Origin of the sequence: Microcoleus sp. w1-18aA5 (assembly GCF_036701705.1) — a bacterium.
Taxonomy (GTDB): Bacteria; Cyanobacteriota; Cyanobacteriia; order Cyanobacteriales; family Microcoleaceae; genus Microcoleus.
Window position 1 is genome coordinate 14,445 of sequence record NZ_JAUPTE010000023.1, and the last position, 24,083, is coordinate 38,527.

At 44.8% G+C, this 24,083-nt stretch carries 19 protein-coding genes; 14 read left to right on the plus strand and 5 right to left on the minus strand.

Annotation, left to right across the window (positions count from 1 at the left end):
• Positions 1 to 102: 102 nt before the first annotated feature.
• Positions 103 to 591: a hypothetical protein gene (locus tag Q5691_RS10980; RefSeq protein WP_333344823.1), complete on the plus strand. Its 489-nt coding sequence runs from the start codon at positions 103 to 105 to the stop codon at positions 589 to 591.
• Between the two features lie 307 nt (positions 592 to 898).
• Here Q5691_RS10980 and Q5691_RS10985 read toward each other — a convergent pair whose 3' ends face one another.
• Positions 899 to 1,669: a hypothetical protein gene (locus tag Q5691_RS10985; RefSeq protein WP_333344825.1), complete on the minus strand. Its 771-nt coding sequence runs from the start codon at positions 1,667 to 1,669 to the stop codon at positions 899 to 901.
• A gap of 1,048 nt (positions 1,670 to 2,717) precedes the next feature.
• Between Q5691_RS10985 and Q5691_RS10990 the strand changes: the two genes are divergently transcribed.
• From Q5691_RS10990 to Q5691_RS11020, 7 genes are all read left to right on the plus strand, one after another.
• Positions 2,718 to 3,416, plus strand: a complete 699-nt coding sequence (locus Q5691_RS10990; RefSeq protein ID WP_333344827.1) for a class I SAM-dependent methyltransferase — start codon at positions 2,718 to 2,720, stop codon at positions 3,414 to 3,416.
• 358 nt (positions 3,417 to 3,774) lie between these two features.
• Positions 3,775 to 4,401, plus strand: a complete 627-nt coding sequence (locus Q5691_RS10995) for a 7-carboxy-7-deazaguanine synthase QueE (protein ID WP_333344829.1) — start codon at positions 3,775 to 3,777, stop codon at positions 4,399 to 4,401.
• A 123-nt stretch (positions 4,402 to 4,524) separates the two neighbouring features.
• Entirely contained in the window at positions 4,525 to 4,968 is a 444-nt protein-coding gene (locus Q5691_RS11000) for an aspartyl protease family protein (protein WP_333344871.1), read from the plus strand.
• A gap of 73 nt (positions 4,969 to 5,041) precedes the next feature.
• Entirely contained in the window at positions 5,042 to 8,002 is a 2,961-nt protein-coding gene (gene uvrA / locus Q5691_RS11005) for an excinuclease ABC subunit UvrA (protein ID WP_333344831.1), read from the plus strand.
• A 218-nt stretch (positions 8,003 to 8,220) separates the two neighbouring features.
• Complete coding sequence (locus Q5691_RS11010; RefSeq protein ID WP_333214083.1) at positions 8,221 to 8,637, plus strand: XisH family protein; 417 nt, start codon at positions 8,221 to 8,223, stop codon at positions 8,635 to 8,637.
• Complete coding sequence (locus Q5691_RS11015) at positions 8,625 to 8,945, plus strand: XisI protein (protein ID WP_333214080.1); 321 nt, start codon at positions 8,625 to 8,627, stop codon at positions 8,943 to 8,945. The genes Q5691_RS11010 and Q5691_RS11015 overlap by 13 nt, the downstream gene beginning before the upstream one ends.
• Positions 8,926 to 9,057: a hypothetical protein gene (locus Q5691_RS11020; RefSeq protein ID WP_333214078.1), complete on the plus strand. Its 132-nt coding sequence runs from the start codon at positions 8,926 to 8,928 to the stop codon at positions 9,055 to 9,057. The genes Q5691_RS11015 and Q5691_RS11020 overlap by 20 nt, the downstream gene beginning before the upstream one ends.
• A gap of 92 nt (positions 9,058 to 9,149) precedes the next feature.
• Here the strand turns inward: Q5691_RS11020 and Q5691_RS11025 are convergent, their stop codons facing one another.
• Complete coding sequence (locus Q5691_RS11025) at positions 9,150 to 9,644, minus strand: GAF domain-containing protein (protein ID WP_333214076.1); 495 nt, start codon at positions 9,642 to 9,644, stop codon at positions 9,150 to 9,152.
• 386 nt (positions 9,645 to 10,030) lie between these two features.
• Between Q5691_RS11025 and Q5691_RS11030 the strand changes: the two genes are divergently transcribed.
• On the plus strand, positions 10,031 to 10,903 hold the full coding sequence (locus Q5691_RS11030) for an alpha/beta hydrolase (protein ID WP_333344834.1): 873 nt from the start codon (positions 10,031 to 10,033) through the stop codon (positions 10,901 to 10,903).
• 95 nt (positions 10,904 to 10,998) lie between these two features.
• Here the strand turns inward: Q5691_RS11030 and Q5691_RS11035 are convergent, their stop codons facing one another.
• Entirely contained in the window at positions 10,999 to 11,205 is a 207-nt protein-coding gene (locus tag Q5691_RS11035; RefSeq protein WP_333344835.1) for a hypothetical protein, read from the minus strand.
• A gap of 859 nt (positions 11,206 to 12,064) precedes the next feature.
• Between Q5691_RS11035 and Q5691_RS11040 the strand changes: the two genes are divergently transcribed.
• From Q5691_RS11040 to Q5691_RS11055, 4 genes are all read left to right on the plus strand, one after another.
• Positions 12,065 to 13,294, plus strand: coding sequence for an acyltransferase family protein (locus tag Q5691_RS11040; RefSeq protein WP_333214068.1), 1,230 nt, complete (start codon positions 12,065 to 12,067; stop codon positions 13,292 to 13,294).
• 24 nt (positions 13,295 to 13,318) lie between these two features.
• Positions 13,319 to 14,761 carry a hypothetical protein gene (locus Q5691_RS11045; protein ID WP_333214066.1) on the plus strand — a complete coding sequence of 481 codons (1,443 nt, stop codon included), beginning with the start codon at positions 13,319 to 13,321 and terminating at the stop codon, positions 14,759 to 14,761.
• 295 nt (positions 14,762 to 15,056) lie between these two features.
• Positions 15,057 to 15,311 (plus strand): hypothetical protein, encoded by a 255-nt coding sequence (locus tag Q5691_RS11050; protein ID WP_333344838.1) that lies wholly within the window; start codon positions 15,057 to 15,059, stop codon positions 15,309 to 15,311.
• Positions 15,311 to 20,803, plus strand: a complete 5,493-nt coding sequence (locus tag Q5691_RS11055) for a response regulator (RefSeq protein WP_333344840.1) — start codon at positions 15,311 to 15,313, stop codon at positions 20,801 to 20,803. Before Q5691_RS11050 ends, Q5691_RS11055 begins: the two co-directional genes overlap by 1 nt.
• 194 nt (positions 20,804 to 20,997) lie before the next feature.
• On the opposite strand, the gene Q5691_RS11060 is transcribed toward Q5691_RS11055, so the two are convergent.
• The gene (locus Q5691_RS11060) at positions 20,998 to 21,705 is read right to left on the minus strand and encodes an ABC transporter ATP-binding protein (protein WP_006631855.1); all 708 of its coding nucleotides are present in this window, start codon (positions 21,703 to 21,705) and stop codon (positions 20,998 to 21,000) included.
• Positions 21,706 to 22,022: 317 nt separating this feature from the next.
• Here Q5691_RS11060 and Q5691_RS11065 point away from each other — a divergent pair, with 317 nt between their 5' ends.
• Positions 22,023 to 22,871: a PEP-CTERM sorting domain-containing protein gene (locus tag Q5691_RS11065; protein WP_333214061.1), complete on the plus strand. Its 849-nt coding sequence runs from the start codon at positions 22,023 to 22,025 to the stop codon at positions 22,869 to 22,871.
• A 237-nt stretch (positions 22,872 to 23,108) separates the two neighbouring features.
• Here Q5691_RS11065 and Q5691_RS11070 read toward each other — a convergent pair whose 3' ends face one another.
• A complete protein-coding gene (locus tag Q5691_RS11070; RefSeq protein WP_333214059.1) occupies positions 23,109 to 23,888 on the minus strand; it encodes an ABC transporter ATP-binding protein in 780 nt (259 codons plus the stop codon).
• Positions 23,889 to 24,083 lie beyond the last annotated feature (195 nt).

Here is a 24,083-nt window from a genome sequence, read left to right on the forward strand (position 1 = left end):
TGTATTTGCGGGCGATCGCTCTTTTGAAATATCTCTTTCTTCTGTAGATATCTATTAGAATAGTCGCACTAGGCGGTTAAAAGGATTGCAGGGAAACGATTTATGCAACTCATGGATTTGCCCCAAGATGTTCTCGATGATTTATGTCAGGATCAACAGTGGCGATTAGATATCGATCCAGGATTTGACAGCAAACACGAATTTTGGATGGCGTGGCACCATTTTCTCAAGTTACCGGAGGAATCCTACTTTGAGATCGCCGAAGATAGTCTCGCAGATTTTCTCACAGTTGAAGAGTATAACCTGCTGCTGCCAGTGCCGCGATCGCACCATGCCAGCATCGATCCCATTCGATTGATTTCGAGTGCTGACCAACAGACACTTACCCTGTTTCTTCAGGACTCTTACCATCGTGATTGGTTCACAAAGCCCAGCGATGCCCGTTATGGATTTCTGGCGATCTGCGATCGCTATCAGAAGTTTGGTTGCGATTTCTATCTTGCCAGCTATTATCATTTCGCTTACCTCCTCGGAAAGGATTATGAAGTGGCTGTAGCGATTCTTACTCAAAAATTAGGTCAGCTACCGTAGTTGATGTCCGATTGAATGATATCGATTCAGATGAGTTTGTAGTGAGGACTTTAGTCCTTCGATCCTGCGGACTAAAGTCCAATGGCAAAGATTCTCCCAAGGTGAGGCAACGCTCTGCAAAAATTGTTGTTTGAGAATGCACGCAGGATTTGACATAATGGAGAGAGATATTTTGGTTGGTCAGGCAATTATCTATGTATATATTGCCTTACAGATTTTTTGGGGCTCATTTTTTCAGTGCCATTAGACTAAAGTCCTCACTACAAACCAATGTGAATGTGGTTGTTTGACCGGAGATAATAGGACTTTACGATTCTTTAAAAAAGCGGATGATTTCGCGGACATGGTTGAGAAATTGTCCGTCATCGGTGAGTTGGGCGATCGCACTTTCTGCATCTCTTCTCAGGTGAGTGTGCTCTGCTTGATTTGTCGCTTGCAAAGATTGTAGAGATGCGGATAAAGTAGTTAGTTCTATTCTGATAGCTTCCCGTTCCCGATTTTGGACAGCCACCCATGAATTCGGATTGTCTGAACTTAATTGATTGCTCAAATCTCTAACTGTAGATTCTAAGTTTGCAAAGCGGCTGCGGAGTTCGACAATATCTTCGCGGGGGTGCAAAAATTGGCGGCGGATACTTGTCAGCCTTTGGGCTAAATACTGATAACCTCGAATAGCTGGACGCAGTACAGTTAACAGCAGTGCAGCAGCGGAACTGAGATAGCCAATCGCACTAATTCCGGCGGCGGCTAGGGCGTAAAGTGTGATCGCGCTAAACAGGTGAAGTGCGATCGCCACAAAGAGCGATCGGCTAACTAATACAGTAACGTATTTGACTTGTTCCTGATCGACAGCAATGTTTTTTTTAGTCGATTCTGCGGCTTGGGCTAAAACTTCTTTAGCTTCAAAATGGATATTCCAGGGAACTGTAACTATCAGCAACAGCCATTCAAAAATAGCAATGGCAATTATCCAATCAATAAAACTGCCGGCGGAGACGTGCAGCCATTGCAGAATGGCAAAAACTAGCAGCAAAAATATGCCTGTGGCGGCACCAAAACCTGCAAAACTGTAATACATAGCGATGCCTTGGTGGAATGTTGTTTTGATTGTGGGTAGGTGTTTTAGGTCTGGAGTAATAAACTGTGACAGTTAAGTGAGCGTCCTATTAATCCCGGTTAATTAGTTATGAGTAAAAGTGCAGGCCAAGGGTTGCGATCAACCTGTTTTTTCCCACAAATGCTTGCTCTACCTCAATCGTGCAAGTTAGTTGAGAATTGGGGTAAGTTGTTTAGGTATGGATTCATAAGGTGTGACAGTTAAGAAATCGTCCTATTGAACCCAGTTTATTAGTGATTAGTAATACTCCGGGAGACAAGGGTTTCCAGACGCCTGGTTTGTTCCATGAAAATACACGGGCTTGAACCCATCAATAATAGTTAAAGGAAACGGTTTGTTTGTTTGGGAGTGCGTAAGTCCTCAATAATGAGTCATTGGCGATTAATTAGAGCGACACAAACAAACTTGACAATGTAACAAAATGTAAACTAATTACAACCTCGGCGATTGCTTCATTTCACTGGCAATGACATACTTATGTTTTTCGCAGTTCATCTAGTTAGTAATCAGGATGAAGTCAATCGATTTTAGATTTTAGATTTTAGATTAAAGAATTGAAGCATTGACCCCACGGATGAATCCGGGGGCTTGTATCCTGGATGCTTTGGGTCACATTCTCCCCTACTCATACCATTTGAGATTTGAGATTTGAGATGGGGAATGGCTGATTATGTATGGGTTTGCAGATTCTATACAGTTGCATTCATTTTTTGAACTGGTATCACTAACGGCGTTACGCGGTGCTAGTCCTAGAAAAGCAGGAATCTCAAAACGCTCCCCTCTATCTATTTTTATTTTCCAGAGCTGCTAAATCACCTGTGGCTGAGATAAACTGATTTGGAAGTAGAGCGCGCGTTTTGCAAGTTGCCTCTGTGTAACCGAGAGACTGCTACTGCAACCTGCCCTCAGCCACAGCAAGATAGATGCCTAAATTAACTCTACATTCTCGGATTTCCATTAACAGGGCGTCTACAATCTAAAATCAAAAGTGAGCAGCAAGGACAAACCGATGGCGAACTCAACTCTTGGCCTAGAACATCAACTTTACGATTATCTGTTATCTATTTCTCTGCGGGAGCCAGATATTCTCGCTTCACTACGAGAAGAAACTGCTAAGCATCCTATGGGGATGATGCAGATTGCTCCCGAACAAGGTCAGTTTATGGAGCTCATGGTGCAGCTTATGGGAGCGACCAAAACCTTAGAAATTGGCGTTTTTACTGGTTATAGCGCGCTGTGCGTAGCTTTAGCACTGCCTCCTAACGGTCAAATTATTGCCTGCGATGTCAGCGAGGAATATACTGCGATCGCACGACGCTATTGGGAAGCTGCGGGCGTGGCTAATAAGATTTCTTTGCATTTGGGCCCAGCAATAAATACTCTCGACAAACTAATAGCCGAGGGACAAGCTGGAACCTTTGATTTTGCCTTCATCGACGCCGATAAAGAAAATTATGAGGCTTATTTTGAGCGATCGCTACAACTTGTACGCAATGGCGGTTTAATTGTAATTGACAATGTTCTGTGGTCTGGACGAGTTGCTGACCCTCAAGTACAAGACGAAAGTACCACCGCTATTCGTAGTTTCAACGACAAATTGCGTAACGATCCCAGGGTTACTCTCAGTGTTGTCCCCATTGCTGACGGACTGACTTTGGCATTGAAACGCCGTTGGGCTACTCTGATGGAACCTGAACAGCATAATTAAAGAGTTATTTGCGGTTTGTGGTGGATTTCTAAGGGACTCATACCAAAGCTATGAAGAAACCGGATTGCTGAGTCAGTCGATTTTAGATTTTAGATTTTAGATTTTAGATTTACCCCACAGATAAATCTGGGATCTTGAACTTTGGTCTAAAATTTTTATCTTTCCACGACAGGAGTACGTGGCACGGTATCCGTTTTTGGGCTGGGTCAAGCTTCTGGGATAAAAGAGATAATTTTTTTTCATACACCCCGTTTATAGGTTCAGTACTGTTTTTAATTGTTGCAAACCGCGAAGAAATAACAATTTAAGAATATTATATATAAACAACGTAATTAATTGATTTGAGGCGTAACTTCGGGTGTCTAATTTACAACTAAAATTACCAATTCACGAAACTTTTCAGTGTACTGTTCAAGGCGAAGGTTACTGGACGGGGACTTTAGTTGATTTTATCAGATTGGCCGGTTGCCCTGTGCGGTGTCCTTGGTGTGACACAGGCTACGCAAATGGGGGCAAAGGTTTGCCGTCTGTGCCGCAGTCGATCGCACAATTGCTCGCTCAATTGCAGTCTCCGAGGGTAGTCATTACTGGCGGCGAACCTTTCATTCACCGCGATTTGCCTGAGTTAGTTGAAGCTTTGTTACAAGCTGACAAGCAGGTGAGTATTGAAACTTCGGGTGCTTGCTGGCAGGATGTTTCCCCCCAGGCTTGGATTACTCTTTCCCCGAAGGAACACGTCAATCCTAACTATCCGGTTCAAGAGCTTTTCTGGACTAGAGCTAATGAAATTAAGTTGGTGATTAGCACTGGCGAAGAAGTTAAATTTTATCACAAGCATTTAGAAAGTAATGTGAATATTCCGGTTTTTTTGCAACCAGAATGGAACTCAAAAAGTTCAGCAATTCCCATTATATTGGAGTTGCTAAAACAGAATCCTAGTTACAGGTTATCTTTGCAAACTCACAAGTTGATTGGCGTGCAATAATTTGATGATTTAGCCCTGGCTATTCGTCAGGTGGGCGGTGCAGAATGGGGAGTGCATCGCCTTAGAATCTGTGGAAATATGTGCGCTATAATTAAAGTAGCAATTTATGATAATTTGAACGTAATGGAAACAACTACGGAAACTCCACTGGGAAAAGTTATCACAACCCTAGTAATTACGAATCGGATTGATGAAGCTAAAGCAGAAGATGGTCTGATTCCAATGGAGCAAGTCAGGTCTGTTACTCTAGAAAATGTTTTGGTGGATACGGGCGCGACAACTTTGTGTTTGCCTAAAGATGTCATCGCCAGACTGGGTTTGAAAATTCTCAAGCAAGTAGTTGGGGAAACAGCCACGGGCATTAGTGAGGCGAGGATTTTTCGGGATGCTTCGATTTCTCTGTGCGGGCGCGAAGGGACTTTTGAGTGTTTGGAATTGCCAGAGGGGAAAACTTCACTTTTAGGGGTGATTCCGATGGAAGCGCTGGGAATTGAAGTCGATTTGAAAAATCAAAGATTGAAAGTTTTGCCCGACGGGCCGACGGAAACTTATTTGACAATTCTTTGATATTCTTGAGTTTGGATGCCAGCTATTCGATCTGCAGCGCTAAGATGGTTAAGCACTGTTTTGCACTACTCTCATGTCCCAACGCGCCGAAACCTCAAACAGCCAGCCAAGTGCATCCCGCAACGGGCATAATGTGACGAATTCTCACTCTAACAACCAAAATACGATTCGGGTTCGCGGTGCGAGACAGCACAACCTGAAAAATATCGATCTGGAACTGCCGCGCGATCGCCTGATCGTTTTTACGGGTGTCTCCGGTTCTGGTAAGTCTTCCCTCGCTTTCGATACAATTTTTGCCGAGGGCCAGCGCCGCTACGTGGAGTCTCTCAGCGCTTACGCGCGCCAGTTTTTGGGACAGTTGGACAAACCGGATGTGGACGCGATTGAGGGGTTGAGTCCGGCTATTTCGATCGACCAAAAGTCAACTTCTCATAACCCGCGATCGACTGTTGGCACTGTTACAGAAATTTACGATTATCTCAGATTACTCTACGGCAGAGCCGGTGAACCGCACTGTCCGATTTGCGATCGCTGCATTGCACCGCAGACTATTGATGAAATGTGCGATCGAGTCATGGCACTTCCCGACGGCACTCGCTTTCACCTTCTGGCACCAGTTGTGCGCGGAAAAAAAGGCACTCACCGCAAATTATTGTCGAGTTTAGCTTCCGAAGGATTTATTCGTGTCAAAGTTAACGGAGAAATTTTAGAACTTTCGGAAAATATCGAATTAGATAAAAATCATACGCACAATATCGAGATAGTTGTCGATCGGTTAATTAAAAAACCCGGTTTAGAAGAACGTTTAGTTGATTCTCTGGCAACTTGTTTGCGCCATTCTGAGGGAATTGCGATTATTGAAGAGTTACCGACTGAAGAAAATTCCCAACCACAGGGGCCGATGGTATTTTCCGAAAACTTTGCTTGTCCCGAACACGGCGCGGTAATGGAAGAACTTTCACCCAGGTTATTTTCGTTTAATTCGCCCTACGGCGCGTGCCAAAACTGCCACGGTTTGGGGAGTTTGCGGACTTTTGCGCCGGAGTTGGTAATTCCCGACGAGAAAGCGCCTCTTTATTGTGCGATCGCGCCTTGGTCAGACAAAGACAATTCCTATTATCTCTCTTTGCTTTGCAGTATTGCTGATAGTTGTGGGTTTGATATCGACACTCCTTGGTATCGATTAAAGCCCGAACACCAGCGGGCGATTTTGTACGGCAATGAGCAAAAGCGCAGCGCAGAAGGTAAAAAGCGCGAGGGCAGCACTGATTTTAGGAGAGATTTTAATGGCGTGATTGCCATGTTGCAGCGCCAGTACGACGATACTGGTTCTGATTTGATCAAGCAGAAGTTGGAACAGTATCGGGTCGATCGCTCTTGCGAGGTTTGTCACGGCAAACGCTTGAAACCCGAAGCGCTTTCGGTGCGGTTGGGACAGTACGGAATTGTGGATTTAACCAGTATTTCGATTCGCGAATGCCGCGAACGAGTAAATAATTTGGGATTGAGCGATCGGCAATTCCAAATATCCGATTTAGCCCTGAGAGAAATCAAAGCAAGGCTGCAATTTTTGCTCGATGTCGGGTTAGATTACCTGACTTTAGACCGCGCCGCAATGACACTTTCTGGCGGAGAAGCCCAGCGAATTCGGCTAGCGACTCAAATCGGTTCTGGTTTGACTGGTGTGCTCTATGTTTTGGACGAACCCAGTATTGGACTGCATCAAAGAGATAACTTTCGCCTGCTGCAAACCTTAACAAAATTGCGCGACTTAGGCAATACTTTGATTGTCGTAGAACACGATGAAGAAACCATGCGGGCGGCCGACCACATTGTTGATATCGGGCCCGGTGCTGGGGTGCACGGCGGCAAAATTATCTCGCAAGGAAGTTTAGAAAATTTACTGGCAGCCGAGGAATCTTTGACCGGGGCTTATTTGTCGGGAAAGCGAGTAATTGAAACCCCTAATGAAAGGAGAAAAGGCAACGGCAAAGCTATTTCAATCATAAATGCAACGCGCAACAATTTAAAAAATATCGATGTCGAAATTCCCCTCGGAAAACTCGTCTGCGTGACGGGGGTTTCCGGTTCGGGAAAATCAACTTTAATCAATGAATTGCTGTACCCGTCACTGCAACATTATATCACCAAAAAAGTGCCTTTACCACCCGATATGGACGCCCTAAAAACTAAAGGGGAACGCTCTCTAGAGGATGTGGTTGATAAGGTAATTGTAATTGACCAATCTCCCATCGGTCGTACTCCGCGCTCTAATCCCGCTACTTACACGGGAGTCTTTGATGTGATTCGCGATTTGTTTGCCGAAAGCATTGAAGCGAAGGCAAGAGGTTACAAAGCGGGGCAGTTTTCTTTTAACGTGAAAGGGGGAAGGTGCGAAGCTTGCGGCGGCCAGGGCGTGAACGTGATTTCGATGAATTTTCTGCCGGATGTTTACGTGCAGTGTGAGGTTTGCAAGGGTGCGCGCTACAACCGAGAAACACTGCAAGTGAAGTATAAAGGCAAGTCGATTTCTGATGTGTTGAACATGACTGTGGAGGAATCTTTGGAAATGTTTAAAAATATTCCCAGGGCGGGCGTCAGACTGCAAACTTTGGTTGATGTTGGTTTAGGTTACATTCAGTTGGGACAGCCCGCGCCGACGCTTTCTGGAGGGGAAGCGCAGCGGGTAAAATTGGCAACGGAACTGTCGCGCCGTGCTACTGGGAAGACGCTTTATTTGATAGATGAACCGACGACTGGTTTGTCGTTTTATGATGTTCACCATTTGTTAAATGTGCTGCAAAGATTGGTGGATAAGGGTAATTCAATTTTGGTAATCGAACACAATTTAGATGTGATTCGGTGCTGCGATTGGGCGATCGATTTGGGCCCAGAAGGGGGAGATAAGGGCGGCGAAATTATTGTGGCGGGGACGCCGGAGGATGTGGCGGCAAATCCGAGGTCTTATACTGGGAAGTATTTGCAAGCGGTTTTGCAGCAGCATCCTTTGGGGGAGGCTGTAGCTGTTAGTTAATAGTAACAGTAATTACGCAATTGGCATACTAAAATCAAATTGTAGGGTGCGTCAGGTGAGCTTTTATAACGATTATTGAGAGTTTAAATATTTGACGCACCTTACAACTGAAATTCGTACTACTCTAATGGGCGATCGGTTACACTTATTGGTGCGTAACATTCGGGTATAATATGTACTAATATTGTCCGATGTAAATCCTTGGGTAAAAGCTACAAATGGCAAAGGATCTCTTCCACAACACGGTCAAAATCGCCCTACAAAAAGATGGCTGGAAAATTACCCACGATCCCTACCAGTTACGCTATGGTGTTGCTGATGTCTACATCGATCTTGCAGCCGAAGAAGCGATCGCCGCTGAAAAAGAAGGACGTAAAATAGCTGTAGAAGTCAAAAGTTTCGCAGGTGGCTCCACCATTTCTGAATTCCACACCGCCCTCGGTCAATTCCTCAACTATCGCATTGCCATCGAAGTCTCTAGCGAACCAGAACGTATGCTGTATCTGGCAGTTCCCACCGATACCTACCAAATGTTTCTCAGATTTGAACCCGCAAAAACAGTCATCGAACGTTATGAAATTCGACTAATTATTTACAATCCAACTCGTGAGGCGATCGACCAATGGATAGACTAAACGAATACCGCAAAATTGTGTGTAACTTTCTCGAAGACTTTTCTACAAATGACGCAAATGCTCAGTTAATATTCGATTTCGCCCGCGATCGATATCTCGTTATGCACAACGAATGGCGCGACGAATATCGCATCTATGGGTGTGCCATGCAGCTCGATATCATCGAAAATAAAATCTGGATTCAACACAACAGTACCGAAATCTACATCGATCGAGAACTGATTCAACGTGGCGTGTCTCCTCAAGATATCATTCTTGGGTTTCGCTCCCCCAGCATCCGAAAACTCCTTGCCGCCAACTCTTGCTAGAGACAAAGGTTGGGAACAGTTAGATAGATATTTGGCTAGGTTGGGACAAGATTCCGGTTGGTTGGTCATTTTCGATCGCCGAGTGAATGCACCCAAACTCGAAAACGGTTGAACACTGAGATTCATACTACTCCAAGGGGGCGATCTGTTACATTATTCGAGGGTGAAATCCTGGTATATTATGTACTAATAGTAGACGCGATATTAACTATCTTGAATTGTGGGAGACATTGCCATATTTTGTGCTTGTGTCTGCATGAATTCAATATCCGATCGCAACCAAGTGCGGGGCCCGCTGCACTGATGAGCAATTAACAGCCCCCACAGTCCTTTGTTCGTTAAAATTGGCACAACTAAATTGGCGCGAACTTTCAGGCTACGCAGAAAATCTCGGTGGCATGGGTTAATTGGTTCTACTTCAATATCTGCAATTGCTTTAACTCTGCCGGCTTCGTACAAAGCAGCGTATTCGTCGTTAAAACACTCATCTGGCCCCGTTGAACCCAAGATTGAGAGTTCGATCGCGCTCAACATCTCGTAAGTCACTCGACCTTGCCACTGTCTGTAAAAATAGTACAGTAAGGCGCGATCGCTCTGCAAAATTTCTCGAATGTCGTAGAGGGATTGTTCAACTAATACATCGCGCTTTAGACGATCTGTCAAGCGGTTAACAATGTTTTGCAGGCGATCGCCCGACATAGTATTAACTCCTTTAATTCCTAGTACACTCGCCAGTTCTTAATTCTTGAACTTGCACAATTACCACACCTCAAATTGTTGCGCTTCGGCATTTTCGCGCGCTCGAAAATGAGTAATTTTTGGCTTAACAGTTGTCTGGATGCCAGCGACATTATACTATTATTTTGACAGAGATAGCAATTTTTTTGGGAAACGGGCGATCGCGTCGGACCCCCCAAGCTACGGCTTTTTTGCGCGAAGAAGCACTGGCGGGACGCCTGTTCCACAAAGGAAGAGAAAAGGAACAGTTTACAAGTGCTGGGAGAATTGCTACATATGCCTAAAGTTGGTTCCTCTTAAACAGAGGAACTGCTAGGATATCTCGAAAGCTAGAGGAAGCATCAAATATGTCTGTGCTAGAAGCTGCTTGGAAACACGAATTTATCCCTACTAACGGCATTAAACTGCACTATGTCACTCAAGGTTCGGGGCCGCTGATGCTGATGCTGCACGGATTTCCTGAATTTTGGTATTCTTGGCGGCATCAAATCCCGGAATTTGCATCAGATTATAAAGTTGTCGCTGTAGATCTCAGAGGTTACAACGACAGCGACAAACCTCACGATCAATCTGCTTACGTGATGGCAGAGTTTGTGCAAGATGTCAAGGGCATTATTCAGGGTTTGGGATACGAAAGTTGCGTCTTAGTTGGTCACGACTGGGGAGGCGCGATCGCCTGGAATTTTGCTTATGCTTATCCCCAAATGGTGGATAAATTAATTGTGATGAATCTACCACATCCTGCCAAGTTTGCTGAAGGGTTACGCACTCCCCAACAATTGTTGAAAAGTTGGTACATCTTTTTGTTTCAGTTGCCAGTTTTGCCGGAGTTGTTAATTCAGTTGGGCGACTATCAGGCAATTTCGGCTGCTTTGGAAGGTATGGCAATTAACAAAAGCACCTTTACCCCCTCAGATATCGAAGCTTACAAAGATGCTGCTGCCAAACGGGGTGCTCTGACTGCTACTATCAATTATTACCGCAATATTGCTCGCGGATTTCTCGATCGCCAGAATTGGAGGGTTCTGGAAGTTCCGACGCTGATGATTTGGGGAGAAAATGATGCCGCCCTCGGCAAAGAGTTAACTTATGGAACAGCAGATTACGTCCGCGATTTTCAGCTTCATTACATTCCTAATTGCAGCCACTGGGTGCAGCAGGAACAGCCGCAGTTAGTGAATCGGTACATGAGAGATTTTTTGGCAAGTAAGTTCATTTAATATCATACTCAGTTTGATCGGAATGCTACTGAGTCTGCGAGTAGGACGATCGCGATCCACTGAGAAAATTATTATTCCCATTCGAGCAGAGATATTCACCGACTGCTGATTCCCTCCGTCGTGCGCCCGCTCATTTCCCAGGGCTGAATGCGGTAAATTGCAATTACCTCCGCAAGTCCCAGCGAGTCAATCCAGGTGCGATTGATGGCGGGTGAAAGTGTGGGGTTGTGTTCTTTGACCAATTGCATCGCGTGATCGATGTCTGGCTGTTCCGTGAGCCGTTCTGCTCGTCCGTTCACCACAACGCTGCGCCAGTGGGGGAATTTCGGTCTAATTATTGCGTTTGTGAGGCGCCTGTTTTGTGATCCTAAACAAGTAGAGAATTTCCGTAAAGATAATTTGGGTTAGTCTCAAATATAATCTACGATATTTTTTGTTAAAAAATTTGTATGATTCTGGAAATAAACCCTCGGCAATTGCTGAGGGTTTATTGTTTTTATTAAATGGGGAGTGTCTAATTAATTAATAAAAAAATATTTGTTTTTAAAGTAATTTAAACAAACTTTCAGCCCAGATAAAGCCCAAACTAGCTTTATCTGCAACTTGGGCGTCCATGTTTTATTGTTACCAGCGAACAAAAGGCGATCGTCCCCTGGAATTCTCTGACACTAGATATAATCCGTCCTCAAAAAACATCGCCGCATAACCGCAGCGCGCAATTTAGGGATGGTTCACGCTGCAGTTATGTGGCAAATGCGATCGGCTTGACGCTGATGACCCGCCCCGCCCGGTCTGGGGTGACTGCTAAGCCGGGTCTATAATTCCCTCAAACGCTGGAAATCTTCTAGCTCGTGAGTGCAAACTGCCCTCATAGCGTAATTGGTGCGATCGATCGGCTTTCCCTCATCCTACCGGCTGGCGATCGGCAATAAACCTAGTGTATGCTTAATCACCTGTTAAAAGAATCAGATTTAACGATCGCAGCTTTCGATATTTCAAGGGTTTGAGAGTCTTCTTTACCACCTTGACAGGGCTGGCGCTTATAACATAGAGTAGAATTTTTGCTGCAGCATCCTAAGAGCGATCGAGTACATCCTAGGCTTACCATCCTAACTGTCCTCACTGTTGCTATAAGTTTGAATTAAACGGAGATTTTTATTAATGAAGTATAATCGATTTCAAGAATTAGATATGATGAGAGGTTTTGCTGCCTGCTGGGTAGTGGCGGTTCATTTTTGGTACTTCAATTTCTTACCTCCATTTTTTGGATACAGCAACTTTTTGGAGTATGCAAAAGTAGTAGGTCCAGCCTCGACAATTGCCAAGTTTTTTCCCCTGCCATTTAATAGTGCAGGCAATACAGTTTTTGATGTGCTGAATATATTTTTCTTGCTGGGATATCAGGGAGTTCATATTTTTTTCATTCTCAGTGGTTTTGGACTGGCTTATTCAAGAATTTTAAAACCTGATGAAAGCTGGAGCATTTTTATGAGAAAAAAATTTTTCCGGCTCTACCCTACCTACTGGATACTTTTAGCTGTCTCTGTGATAATTCCTAGGTTAAGAGCGGATTTATTTTATGGCTATTTTGATTGGTGGTCATTTTGGAGAAGTTGGATAATTCTCGATAAAGCCATACCATTTTCTTGGTTTATGTTTCCACTAATTCAATTTTATTTGTGCTTTTATTTGCTCTTTAAATATTTAAAAAAAAATACTATTAGACAGTTTCTCTTCACTTGTTTTGTTATTAAAGTTATCTATACATTTTTAGTTTTAATATTAGGCTTTAACTTTAAGGTATTTTCGCCAATATTGGGCGATCTCAGTTATCCAGGCTATTTAGCAATTTCAAGGTTATTTGAGTTTTGTTTAGGAATGGCAATGGCCAAGGTTTATGCAAGTAATCCTACTCTATTAATTAATTACCTAACTAAGCCCGTCACAATAGCCATAGCAATAATTTTTGAAATGTTGGGTATTATGGGTTCCTTTGAATTTTCAAATCCAAAATTTCTAGGTATATATTTCCCTTTTGGACTGTGTTTTTATGATGCTTTCCTGGGATTGGGCATATTTGTAATTGTCTTTAATCTTTGTAGGAGTTTAATAAAACTTTCAGACTTAACAACGAGATTTTTAACATGGATTTCTAAAATTTCCTATGAACTATATTTAACGCAGTTTATAGGGTTAATTGTTATACCCAAATTTTTTACTGTGGTAGTGCGAGGTGAACCTTCACTTTTGACTGCTAGCCGTGCTATTTTACTTTATATATTAATTCTCCAACTTTGTATAGTTAATGCTTGTTTATTACAACAGCTAACAAACTCGATCGCAAGTCGATTTAGATTAGCGATGGGTTCCTTTACCTCTGAAATAAAATAACCTAAATTAGTAGTTAATAGTCAAGTGTTATCAAAAACTAGAATTCTGAATTTGTTTCTCGGCCTTTTAATTGCCCTCAGCCTAGAGTTGTTCAGCGGAACGACAACTTTTGCTCAAAACATTGAAACAATTAAAATTTCCGGTACTGCTGCGGGTGTCAGCACTCGCTACATCGGTGCAGTCGAGGGCAATATCAATTTCGACATCAAAGATTTGCAAGATTTGGGAATTAATACCTACCGCATTTACGGCGGGATGTCCCGGTGGGAACCCGAAGACGACGACGGTAAATACGGTTGGCCATCTATTGACGAAATTAAGACAAATCCAAATATAATTAATTGGGCGCATTGGGATCAGATTATGAGTAATCCGCCCCAGGGTAGCGATTATTGGTGGTCGGGACAACCCGGTACGGTTTGGCAAGGCAATGCCAGGACTATTTTTAATACTCTCAAACAAGCAAATATTCGCCCGGTTGTGAGTATTCGGAATGTGGATAATAACTGGAATCCGAGTTGGGCGCTGCAACTGAATCCGCCGCGCACAGGAGAAGATTGGAACGAGTGGTGGGAACACGTTTTTGCTACGGTTTATTGGCTGAATGTTCGCAATGATTACCGCGTTGATGATTGGGAAATTCACAACGAACCGGACAATCGCGATCAGGGTTGGGGCGGGACTAGGGCTGACTATTTTGAATTGGTTAAGGTGGCAAAAGATGCGATCGACTTTGTTTACCAAACTTATTTGCCCGATCGCACTTACCACATCCATGGCCCGAAAACCGTAGGGGGCAGCAATTGGCCGGCTAGTGCTTTGCAGGAAATACCGAATTATTTCGATACAGTCAATGTCCACAACTACGATGCAGATATTTCTAACTACACCCGCAAAGTGCGCGGCTGGATGAACGGTACTGTCCGCGCTAACTCGCAGCTTTGGGTAGGAGAATGGGGAACTTACGAAATTAGCTACGGCGATTTATCTTTAGCTTTAAATTTGATTAAGAATTTGATTCGAGGTTCTCAACCTGGGGATAATTATATTTACGGAAGTCACATATTCTGTTTGTACGACTGGGGCAAGCCCGCAGGGGCGGAAGGTTTGCTAGGTGACGGGGGAAAACGGCGCGCGGGCTACTATGCTTTGCGGATGGGAATTAGGGCTTTGCAGGGCGGGAAAGCTACCTTTTTTCCTATCACTAACAGTTCCGATTTAATGGCAGTTGCAACTCTTGATGCTAGCAAGAATGTTTACTTGCTGGTTGTCAATGACCGAGCAACATCTTACACTGTTAATGCTGATATTTCGGAGCTGATAAAAACTGGTAATGGCACGGTGCGGGAGTTCAGTTCTCAAACAATGGATGAGGTTGTTGGTAGCTTAAGGCTGAAGGGCGGCAATGCGAGTTTTGCACTGGCGGGGAACAGCGCTATTCTCATCAAGTTCGATCGCCAGAAGTGAAGCTCAAATCCTCTGGGCCATAATTGGGATAAGATAGAATTAGTTATGCTCAGAATTATTTATTTTCTGCCTGTTTGGCCCTCGAACCCTCGAACCCTCGAACCCTCGAACCCCTAATTGTACAGTTGCCATACCTAAGTCGTCCTGTTGTGATTCCCCTCCTGTCGCTGGTAAATTGGTAGGGTGCAGGTATCTTGCCTCAAACAGAATGCGAGCGAGAGTTCCGTTGAGGGGCAGAAAGTAGGGTGCAGTCCAGACAATCGCAGAAATTCTTGCTCGTAAACCCGCAGCAGTTATGCTAAGCGAGGAATTGCCCGCCAGCCTTCATGTCCGCCCTCTGTCAGATAGTATTGGTTCTGAAAGTCAGAAGCCGTCAATTATCAGGATATGGCACGGAATTAATTTTAAATGCCAAGATGCTGGAAGTATGGGTGAGTTGAATCGTACAGAAACTTTGAGCGCGCTTGGAAATCTCGCGGGTAAAGCCTCTCAATCAACCTGCTGCTCGCGATCGGCTTTTTCCAACAAATATCACTTTTATGCCCCCTGATGTTTATTCCCTCCCTCAGTCAGGTCATCAACCGCAATCCCCTCACCGTCACCCCTGAGACGCCCGTAGAAAAGGCGATCGAGCTGATGAGTAGCACAGGAGCCAGTTACGTCCTCGTGGTAGAACCGCGCGGGCATTCTCAACTCGGAAATCCCACCAACGGGACTTCCCCACAATCGCGGGAACAGTCGGGTTTCTACAACGGCAAACGGCCTGCGATACACGCAGGAGGCAATGGGCTGCGTCTCAACGGCTCAAAAGCTCCCTATCCGAACAGCCAGACAGTGCTGGGGATTTTTACCACTCGAGATATCGTACAGCTAAATTCCATCGGCGCTGCTTTGAGGGGATTTGCGATCGAGCAAATCATGATCAGAACCGTAACTGTAGCCAGAGAATCGGAAATTCCCGACTTTTTTGCCTTAGCAAATCTGCTGGAGAAAAATCAGATCAGCCATTTGCCGGTCGTTAGCGAGGCTGAAGAACTTGTCGGTTTAATTAGCTCTCAAAGCTTGGTGCAAATGTTGCAGGGAATTGGGGAATCGACACCAAAAGCAACTAGCAGCACTTCCCCACCTGCGGCTTTCGCCTTCCCTCCGCCGCTGCCAATTGTGCATCAGAAATTAGAGCTGCCCGCAAGTTTAATTAAACTTTATCAAATCCCTCAAATAGCAGCTTCAAGAATAATTCACGCTCCTTCTAATTCTTCGGTTCGCTACTTGGCGCAACTGATGTTTAGACACCATGTTAGTTATGTATTAATCACTGAAACCCCCGATCAACACTCGACTGGTGCGGCTCACAATTCCAAATTTACAAATCCCAACATTCACAAACTCGTTGGGGTGGTAAGTTCGCGGGATATTGTGCAGTTGCAGGCGCTGGGAAGAGACTCTAACAAAATTAAAGCGGGAGCAATTTGCAGCAGTTCGCCGCCGCTGGTGCGATCGCACTCTACCCTCGAAGCAGCCGTCGCGCTGCTGCAAAAACACTACTGCCAGTTGCCTTTATTAGTCATCAACGAAACAAATCACCCGATCGGGATTATTAATCCTAAAACTATCCTTTTACAAGCGCTGGATTCAAAATCTCTGCATTCTGGCTTAATTGCTTTGCAGCGCCAGCTAGAATCTAGCAACGCTCAATACAAAAAACTCTCAGCAGAAATACAGCGGACAGCAGCAAATAGCCACGAGATAGCTGAAATTTCTCACCACACTTTCGTAGAGCGGCCAAATCTCCCCCATGCAGTCAACAATCAGGGGATTTGGGACTGGAATCTCGAAACAGATGAGTTTTTTTATTCGGCGCGGTGGCAAGAAATGCTGGGCTACCAAGAAGGGGAAATCTCGAATCGCCGATCGGAATGGTGGAGTCGCATCCACCGAGATGATATTGACTCGGTAAAGGCAGCTTTAGAAGAACACTTCGCCCAAAAGACACCGGATTTTGCAGCAGAATATCGGATGTACTGTAAAGACGGCAGCACTGTCTGGGTGCTGAACCGGGGTCAAGTTTTACGCAGCGTTACTGGCAAACCGCTGCGGGTAGTAGGAACTCATACAGATATTACTCTAAACAAGGAGTTTGAAGTCAAAAACCGCGAGCATGATCGAGAACAATTCCATCTATTTGACTCTTTGAAAGCAACAGTAATTTTCCACATAGATGCGGCGGGGGTTTGGAAATTTCTCAACCGCGCTTGGACGGAAATTACGAATTATGCGGTTTCCGAAAGTTTGCAAACTAATTTTTTAGAGTGGGTGCATCCAGATGAGCGCGAGCAATGTGCAAATTTATTGGAGTCTTTGCTGTCGGGGAAGTCGGAATTTGAACGGCGAGAACTGCGATTTAAGTCCAAGTCGGTTTCGGGCAAAAATTCCTTGGGAATTCACAGTAATTCCGGCTTTGTTTCCGTAGAACTATTTGCCCAAGTTCGCCGGAATTCGCAAGGCGAAATAGCGGGAATTTTCGGGACTTTGCACGATGTCTGCAACCGCCTCGAAGGAGTTGAGGAACTGCGGGAAAGCGAGCGGGCAATTCGATCGCTCTATGAGGTAATGGTGAGCTCGGAAGGCTCTTTTGACGATCGAACGATCCGGTTGCTGGCAATGGGCTGTAGTCAGTTTGGGATGGATATCGGGCTGTTGGGCAGGGTTTTGGGCGATCGCTACGAAGTGATTGCGGCTTATGTACCGGAAGATTTTCCCTTTGGATTTGCTAAAGGAGACGGTTTTGCTTTGAGCAGAACCTTTGAGCGAGAGGTTTTGCGATCGAGCGAACCTATTTCTGTCGAATCAGCCGGCACTACTCAGTGGCGCAACCACCCCGCTTACAGCGTCCGCAAGTTGGAGGCTTTTGTGGGGACGAGGGTAATGGTGCAAGGGCGAATTTTTGGCACTTTGAGCTTTACTTCCCGCACCACTAAATCTCCTTTTAAACCGCTGAATTTTGAAATTTTAAAGTTGATGGGCAATTACATCGGCGCAGAAATTGCCCGCGAAGAGCGAGAGCGAACTTTGCAACGTCAGTACCAGCGCGTTTTACTACTCAAACAAATTACTCAAAAAGTGCGATCGACCTTAGATACTCAAGAAATTTTCCAAACTACCGCCACCCAAATCGGCCGCGTATTTGGTGTCAATCGCTGTACAATTCATACCTATCTTTCCGAACCTTATCCCCACCTTCCTTGCGTCGCGGAATACTTAGAGCCCGGTCACGAATCGGCTTTAGATTTAGAACTTTCTGTCACTTATAACCCCTACACAGAAAAACTTCTCGCTGAAGATATAGCCCTGGCATCTCCCGATGTGTTTGCCGATCCTTTGCTGGAATCTTCGGGGCCGATGTGCCGTCGCATCGGATTAAAATCTATGTTGGCTGTTCGCACTTCCTATCAAGGAGAACCAAATGGAATTATTACTTTGCACCAGTGCGATGCAACTCGCCAGTGGAATCCCGACGAAATTGAACTGTTAGAAGATGTTGCTGCTCAAGTTGGCATTACCTTAGCTCAAGCCCAACTTTTAGAAACGGAAGTTCAGCGACAGCGACAGTTAGCAGAGCAAAATGAAGCTTTGGATCAAGCACGACAAGCGGCGGAAGTTGCTAATAGAGCTAAGAGCGAATTTTTAGCGACTATGAGTCACGAAATCCGCACTCCGATGAATGCGGTAATCGGGATGACGGGCTTGCTGCTGGATATGGAACTAACTCCTGAACAGCGGGATTTTGTGGAGACAATTCGTACCAGTGGCGATGCTTTGCTGACTATTATTAATGATATTCTCGACTTTTCCAAGATTGAATCGGGAAAATTGGATTTGGAGCGCAGCCCCTTCGAGCTGCAAAACTGTATAGAAGAATCTCTAGAATTACTGGCTCCGAGAGCCTCAGAAAAAGGTTTAGAGCTGGCTTACTTTATTGATGATTCTGTGCCAAAAAATATTTTAGGAGATGTCACGAGACTGCGCCAAATTTTGGTAAATTTGCTGGGCAATGCAGTAAAGTTTACAGAATCGGGAGAAATTGTAGTGTGCTGTACGGCTAGGCAAATTGAACAGGTAGCTGCTAATAGTTCACCAGATAAAATTAATATTCTAGCGCCACAACCGCTATTAATTAACCAGGGAGAGTTGGCACGTAGCAAACAATACGAGATTCAATTTGCTGTCCAAGATACGGGAATTGGCATTCCGCCAGACCGGATGGATCGCCTGTTTAAAGCTTTTTCGCAGGTGGATGCTTCGACAACGCGACATTACGGCGGGACGGGTTTGGGACTGGCTATCAGCCAGCGTTTGAGCGATATGATGGGCGGTACAATGTGGGTTGTCAGCCAGGTTACTCCGGGAAGTTCTAAGTCTCAACCGGGAGTTTCTGCGATCGGACAAAGTATCGCTGGAAGGTCGCCTGCAGAATTTACTCCGCCGTCGATATCGGGTTCGGGTTCGATTTTTTATTTCACGGTGACTGCTGAAGCGAATGACCTCCGGGCTGAGGAAAAAAGACCGGAATTTGCCGCTGGTAAGCACTTGTTAATTGTTGAGCATCATGCCATTAATCGGCAAGTTTTGATCCGTCAGGCAGAGTCTTGGGGAATGATACCCGTGGCTGTAACTTCGGGTGCTGAGGCTTTGGAAATCATCAAAGGAAACTCGCCGCTCGATTTAGCTATTTTGGCGATGAATCTACCAGATATGGACGGTGTGGCGTTGGCTGTGGAGATTCGGAAATTTGAGCTGAGCAATTTGTCCGGCGGCGACGGCCTAAATCCGAATGTCATCGTTAAAAACCCTCGCAAAATTGCCCTACCTTTGGTGCTGTTTACTTATTTAAGTAAGGCCGAAGTTTGGAAAAAACTTGAAACTACAGAGGTACATTTTTCTGCTTTTTTAACTAAGCCTTTAAAACAGTCACAGTTTTATAATGTGTTGCTGCAAGTTTTTGGATATGTTACTGGCAGAAGCGGCAGGGGAGAAGTTTCAAATGTGGTGACTGTGACTTCGGGATTGAAGTATTTTGAAAATTCTCAAGAACAGCACCGCGTGCAGCGGACGCCTGCTGTTTTGAGGCAGGTTGCGGCGAATTCTGGCGGACAGGATGCAACTAATTCTAGTCAGATTCGGATTTTGCTGGCTGAGGACAATGTGGTGAATCAAAAAGTCGCTACGCATTTACTCGACAGGATAGGATATCGGGCTGATATTGCGGCTAATGGGTTGGAGGTTTTGGAGGCGCTGAAGCGGCAATCTTACGATGTTGTGCTGATGGATGTGCAGATGCCGAACATGGATGGGTTGGAAGCGACGCGCCGCATTTGTCAGGAATGGCCTGCTAACAAGAAGCCGAGAATTATTGCGATGACTGCTAATGCGATGCAGGGCGATCGCGAAAAGTGTCTGGAAGCAGGTATGGATGATTATATTACTAAGCCGGTGCGCCGGGAAGAGTTGGCGATCGCCTTGAGCAAGTGTTCACCTCTGATTCGGGATGAATTGGATGCGGTTAATGAGGAAAAAAATCAAGATATTTCTGATCAAGTTGACAGTGAAAGGGCGGGATCTTCGAGCGTTCAACCGGGAGCAGATTCGCCGATAGATTTTCATATTTTGCAAAATCTCCGCGAGCTAGATGATGATGAAGACCCAGATTTTTTGGGGGAGCTGATTAAGATATATTTGGTAGACGCACCGCAACATTTAGAAACTATTAAGGAGGCTATTTTTCTGGGAGATGCTGATAGTTTGAAGCTGGCTTCTCACACCCTGAAGTCTAGCAGCGCCAATTTAGGAGCCGTGTCTTTTTCTGCTGTTTGCAAGGAGTTGGAGTATATGGGTCGCGTGGCGGTTGAGTCTGGAGGGGAACAGGTTTTTGATGTGAGTACGGCGCGCGATCGCCTCTTGGAAGCTCAAGCGGAGTGGGAAAAGGTGCGGGCGGCTTTTGAGACGGAATTGGAAACGGGGAAGTTGCGATCGCAAATAGGGTAATTTGTTATATCAATTCCGGTTGCACTCCTCCGGGATTGTTGACTGTTGACTGTTGACTGTTGACTGTTTGAACAATACCGATGCAACCGAAAACGATATTATTTGTTATTTGTTGGTTTTTGGTTGTTAGTTGTCAGTTTCAATGCCCAATGCCCAATGCCCAATGCCCAATGCCCAATGCCCAATGCCCATATTTAACTTTCACCTAAATATGCTTTGCGAACAGTTTCATTTGACTGCAAATCACTAGCAGTACCAGCGACTACAACCTGACCAGTTTGGATGACATAGCCGCGATGGGCTACACTTAAAGCCATGCGGGCGTTTTGTTCCACCAGTAAAATAGTTGTTCCTTCAGCATTAATATCGCGGACGATCGCAAAAATTTGACTGACTAACATCGGTGCCAATCCCATACTCGGCTCGTCCAATAATAACAAGCGGGGGCGCGACATCAAAGCCCGGGCGATCGCCAACATTTGCTGTTCGCCGCCGCTGAGAGTTCCCCCTTTTTGACTAATTCTTTCTCGCAAACGAGGAAATAAATTTAATGCTTTTTCCATATCGGACTTGATGCCGAGAGTATCGTTGCGGAGATAAGCACCCATTTCCAGGTTTTCTTGCACCGTCATGCGCGGAAAAATCAACCGCCCTTCGGGACTTTGAGAAATCCCCAAACGGACGATCGCCTCTGTAGATAGTGCTTCTAAAGGCTTTCCCTCAAATAATACAGTGCCTTGGCGCGGGCGCAGCAGTCCTTGAATCGTGCGGAGAGTTGTAGTTTTCCCCGCCCCGTTGCTGCCGATTAATGTCACAACTTCTCCCTGCGAGACTGTTAGCGATACTCCTTTGAGAGCGTGGATATTTCCGTAGTAGGTGTGAATGTCTTTAATTTCCAACATAATTACTCTTTCTGCTTTGTGCCTTATTATATTATCCCGACTTATTATAAAATTTTATTGCATTTATTTAAAATCAAGCTTTTTTATAGTAAGCAGTAATTTTACTTAGATCAACACCAGCCCTAGCTCCCATACAATGTATTTTTTGTAGCTGTGGCGACCAACTTTACATAATTTTTACTTAAACATAAGATTTCTTGACAGTAGCTTTACAAAAATCTCTAAGTAAATAGGTAGTATTGATACGTAAGCGAAACCCACTGCTACAACTTACCAATAACAACACTTAAAATGTTTCAAATTTAAGGAAATTCACCATGAAATTCAATCACATTAGTGGAGCGATCGCATTTTTATTAGCAACTCCTTTAGTAACCAGCTTGAGTGTAGGTGTAGCGCCCAGCCGTGCTGCCACAATAGCAGGTTCTGCAGCAGCAGTAATGATTGACAACATCAGTCACACACCGACTGACACAGGTACATTTACTAACATTAACACTTACACTCAGGCCATAGCTAACAGCGGTTCAGTTATTAGCGAGGCAACTGCTGATGCAGTTTTTATATCTAACTGTCACGAATTGCTGGCAGAAAATCTCTCGCAAAGTGCAGTCATAGGCAGCGGGAATAACTATTCCGGTTTCGCCCAAAGTCAAGCAGCAGTGATCGGCGACTTCTTCATTGATGCCGAAGAAACTTTTTCCTTCACTTTTCAGACATTTTTAGCTCTTTTAACATCAGTTGACAACCCCCAATCCGAACGCGCCAGGGCGGGTGGCAGTATATCTTTCTGGGTGATTAACACTGTTACTAACATTTTGTTAGACTCTTTTCAATTTGCCATCAGTTTAGACTCTTCTAGTGGCTTTTCTGCAAATGCCTTCGTTAGCAACAGCTTTAAACCCACACAAATTAACTTTAATTTTCTGGCTGAAGGAAGTACAGCAGCTACCCTCCTGTATACTTCTGGGGTATATTCGCGGACATTCAACAGCGCCACTAACTTAACATTGGTAGAAGTTAAAAACAATATCGCAAAGGCAGAAGCAGAAGCAGAAGCAGTTCCAGAACCGAGCACAGTATTAGGTACTGCAATCTTTTTAGGATTGTTTGTCAGGCAGAGAAAACACAAGAAACAAATGTCGGAAGTCAAATCAAAACTTTAGGAAAAACCCCGGATGTTAATCCGTAGGCTGTTCGAGGCGCACCTCCTATCGTTTCCGTTGAATTGCTCGTTATAAAATGCTGTCGCCGTGGGTGTGTTGATAAATATTATCGGTTTGAATGACAGATTGTTGGTGAAACCCGCCCTAATTTTATTGGGTTAATTGGCTGAACATTATCTCGCTTCTTCCGAGGATAAACACTGCCCACGTCACTTATCTGTCGGCACACAATACCCATTAACCATGTCCATCTTCTTCTTTTCCCAAATATGCCTCAATCACGCGAGGATCGGCGCGAACTTGATCTGGAGTTCCCTCAGCAATTTTAGTACCGTACTCCATAACACTCACGCGATCGCTAATTCCCATCACCACTTTCATATCATGTTCAATCAGCAAAATACTCAAATTCAACTCATCGCGAATCCGATAAATAAAGCGAGTTAAATCAGCCGTTTCGTTAGGGTTCATCCCGGCAGTCGGTTCGTCCAAAAGCAACACTTTCGGATCGGAAGCCAAAGCCCTGGCAATTTCCAATCTGCGCTGGTCTCCGTAGGAAAGGTTTTTTGCCAACTCCGGCGCTTTAGCAGCACCTAAACCGACAAAATCAAGCATAGTGAGCGCTTTTATTTTAGCTTCCCGCTCCTCCAGATTTGCAGCGGGAGGGCGGAGGATTGCACCCAACAAACCTGTTTTCAATCGGCAGTGCCTACCTACTAAAACATTATCCAGCACAGTCATGTTGTTAAACAAGCGGATATTTTGAAAAGTTCTAGCAATGCCGAAAGTTGTCAGGCGATCGGGCGGTAAACCCGTGATATTTTTCTGTTCCAAAAGCAACTGACCGCCACTCGGTTTGTAGATACCTGTCAGCATATTAAAAAAAGTAGTTTTGCCCGCACCGTTGGGGCCGATCAAACTGGCGATCGAGCCTTTTTCCAAGGTTAAACTAACCTGGTTGACCGCAGTCAAACCGCCGAATCGCATTGTAAGTTGCTGTGCTTCTAATAATGACATTTTGGTTGTGATTCCTAATATTACTTAAGCGGTTATAGCTGGGATTCTATATAATACCAAATCGGCTCTGTTAAAGTGCGTCAGCTTGGCTGTGGTGGGATGCTCGTTACCACAGGGAAAGATTTGGGGATCGGAATGCGTTACAGAAAGTCTTGGGCTAAGCTTCATGACTGCGTTTCGGTTTAAGGTTTCCCC

Excerpts from the sequence above, each read along its gene's own strand:
- Q5691_RS11010 (WP_333214083.1), top strand. The coding sequence starts at position 8,221 with ATGGCAAAGGATCTCTTCCACAACACGGTCAAAATCGCCCTACAAAAA.
- Q5691_RS11015 (WP_333214080.1), top strand. The coding sequence starts at position 8,625 with ATGGATAGACTAAACGAATACCGCAAAATTGTGTGTAACTTTCTCGAA.
- Q5691_RS11060 (WP_006631855.1), bottom strand. The coding sequence starts at position 21,705 with ATGTTGGAAATTAAAGACATTCACACCTACTACGGAAATATCCACGCT.
- uvrA (WP_333344831.1), top strand. The coding sequence starts at position 5,042 with ATGTCCCAACGCGCCGAAACCTCAAACAGCCAGCCAAGTGCATCCCGC.
- Q5691_RS11055 (WP_333344840.1), top strand. The coding sequence starts at position 15,311 with ATGTTTATTCCCTCCCTCAGTCAGGTCATCAACCGCAATCCCCTCACC.
- Q5691_RS11050 (WP_333344838.1), top strand. The coding sequence starts at position 15,057 with ATGCTAAGCGAGGAATTGCCCGCCAGCCTTCATGTCCGCCCTCTGTCA.
- Q5691_RS11040 (WP_333214068.1), top strand. The coding sequence starts at position 12,065 with ATGAAGTATAATCGATTTCAAGAATTAGATATGATGAGAGGTTTTGCT.
- Q5691_RS10985 (WP_333344825.1), bottom strand. The coding sequence starts at position 1,669 with ATGTATTACAGTTTTGCAGGTTTTGGTGCCGCCACAGGCATATTTTTG.
- Q5691_RS10990 (WP_333344827.1), top strand. The coding sequence starts at position 2,718 with ATGGCGAACTCAACTCTTGGCCTAGAACATCAACTTTACGATTATCTG.
- Q5691_RS11070 (WP_333214059.1), bottom strand. The coding sequence starts at position 23,888 with ATGTCATTATTAGAAGCACAGCAACTTACAATGCGATTCGGCGGTTTG.
- Q5691_RS11025 (WP_333214076.1), bottom strand. The coding sequence starts at position 9,644 with ATGTCGGGCGATCGCCTGCAAAACATTGTTAACCGCTTGACAGATCGT.
- Q5691_RS11030 (WP_333344834.1), top strand. The coding sequence starts at position 10,031 with ATGTCTGTGCTAGAAGCTGCTTGGAAACACGAATTTATCCCTACTAAC.
- Q5691_RS11065 (WP_333214061.1), top strand. The coding sequence starts at position 22,023 with ATGAAATTCAATCACATTAGTGGAGCGATCGCATTTTTATTAGCAACT.
- Q5691_RS11000 (WP_333344871.1), top strand. The coding sequence starts at position 4,525 with ATGGAAACAACTACGGAAACTCCACTGGGAAAAGTTATCACAACCCTA.
- Q5691_RS10980 (WP_333344823.1), top strand. The coding sequence starts at position 103 with ATGCAACTCATGGATTTGCCCCAAGATGTTCTCGATGATTTATGTCAG.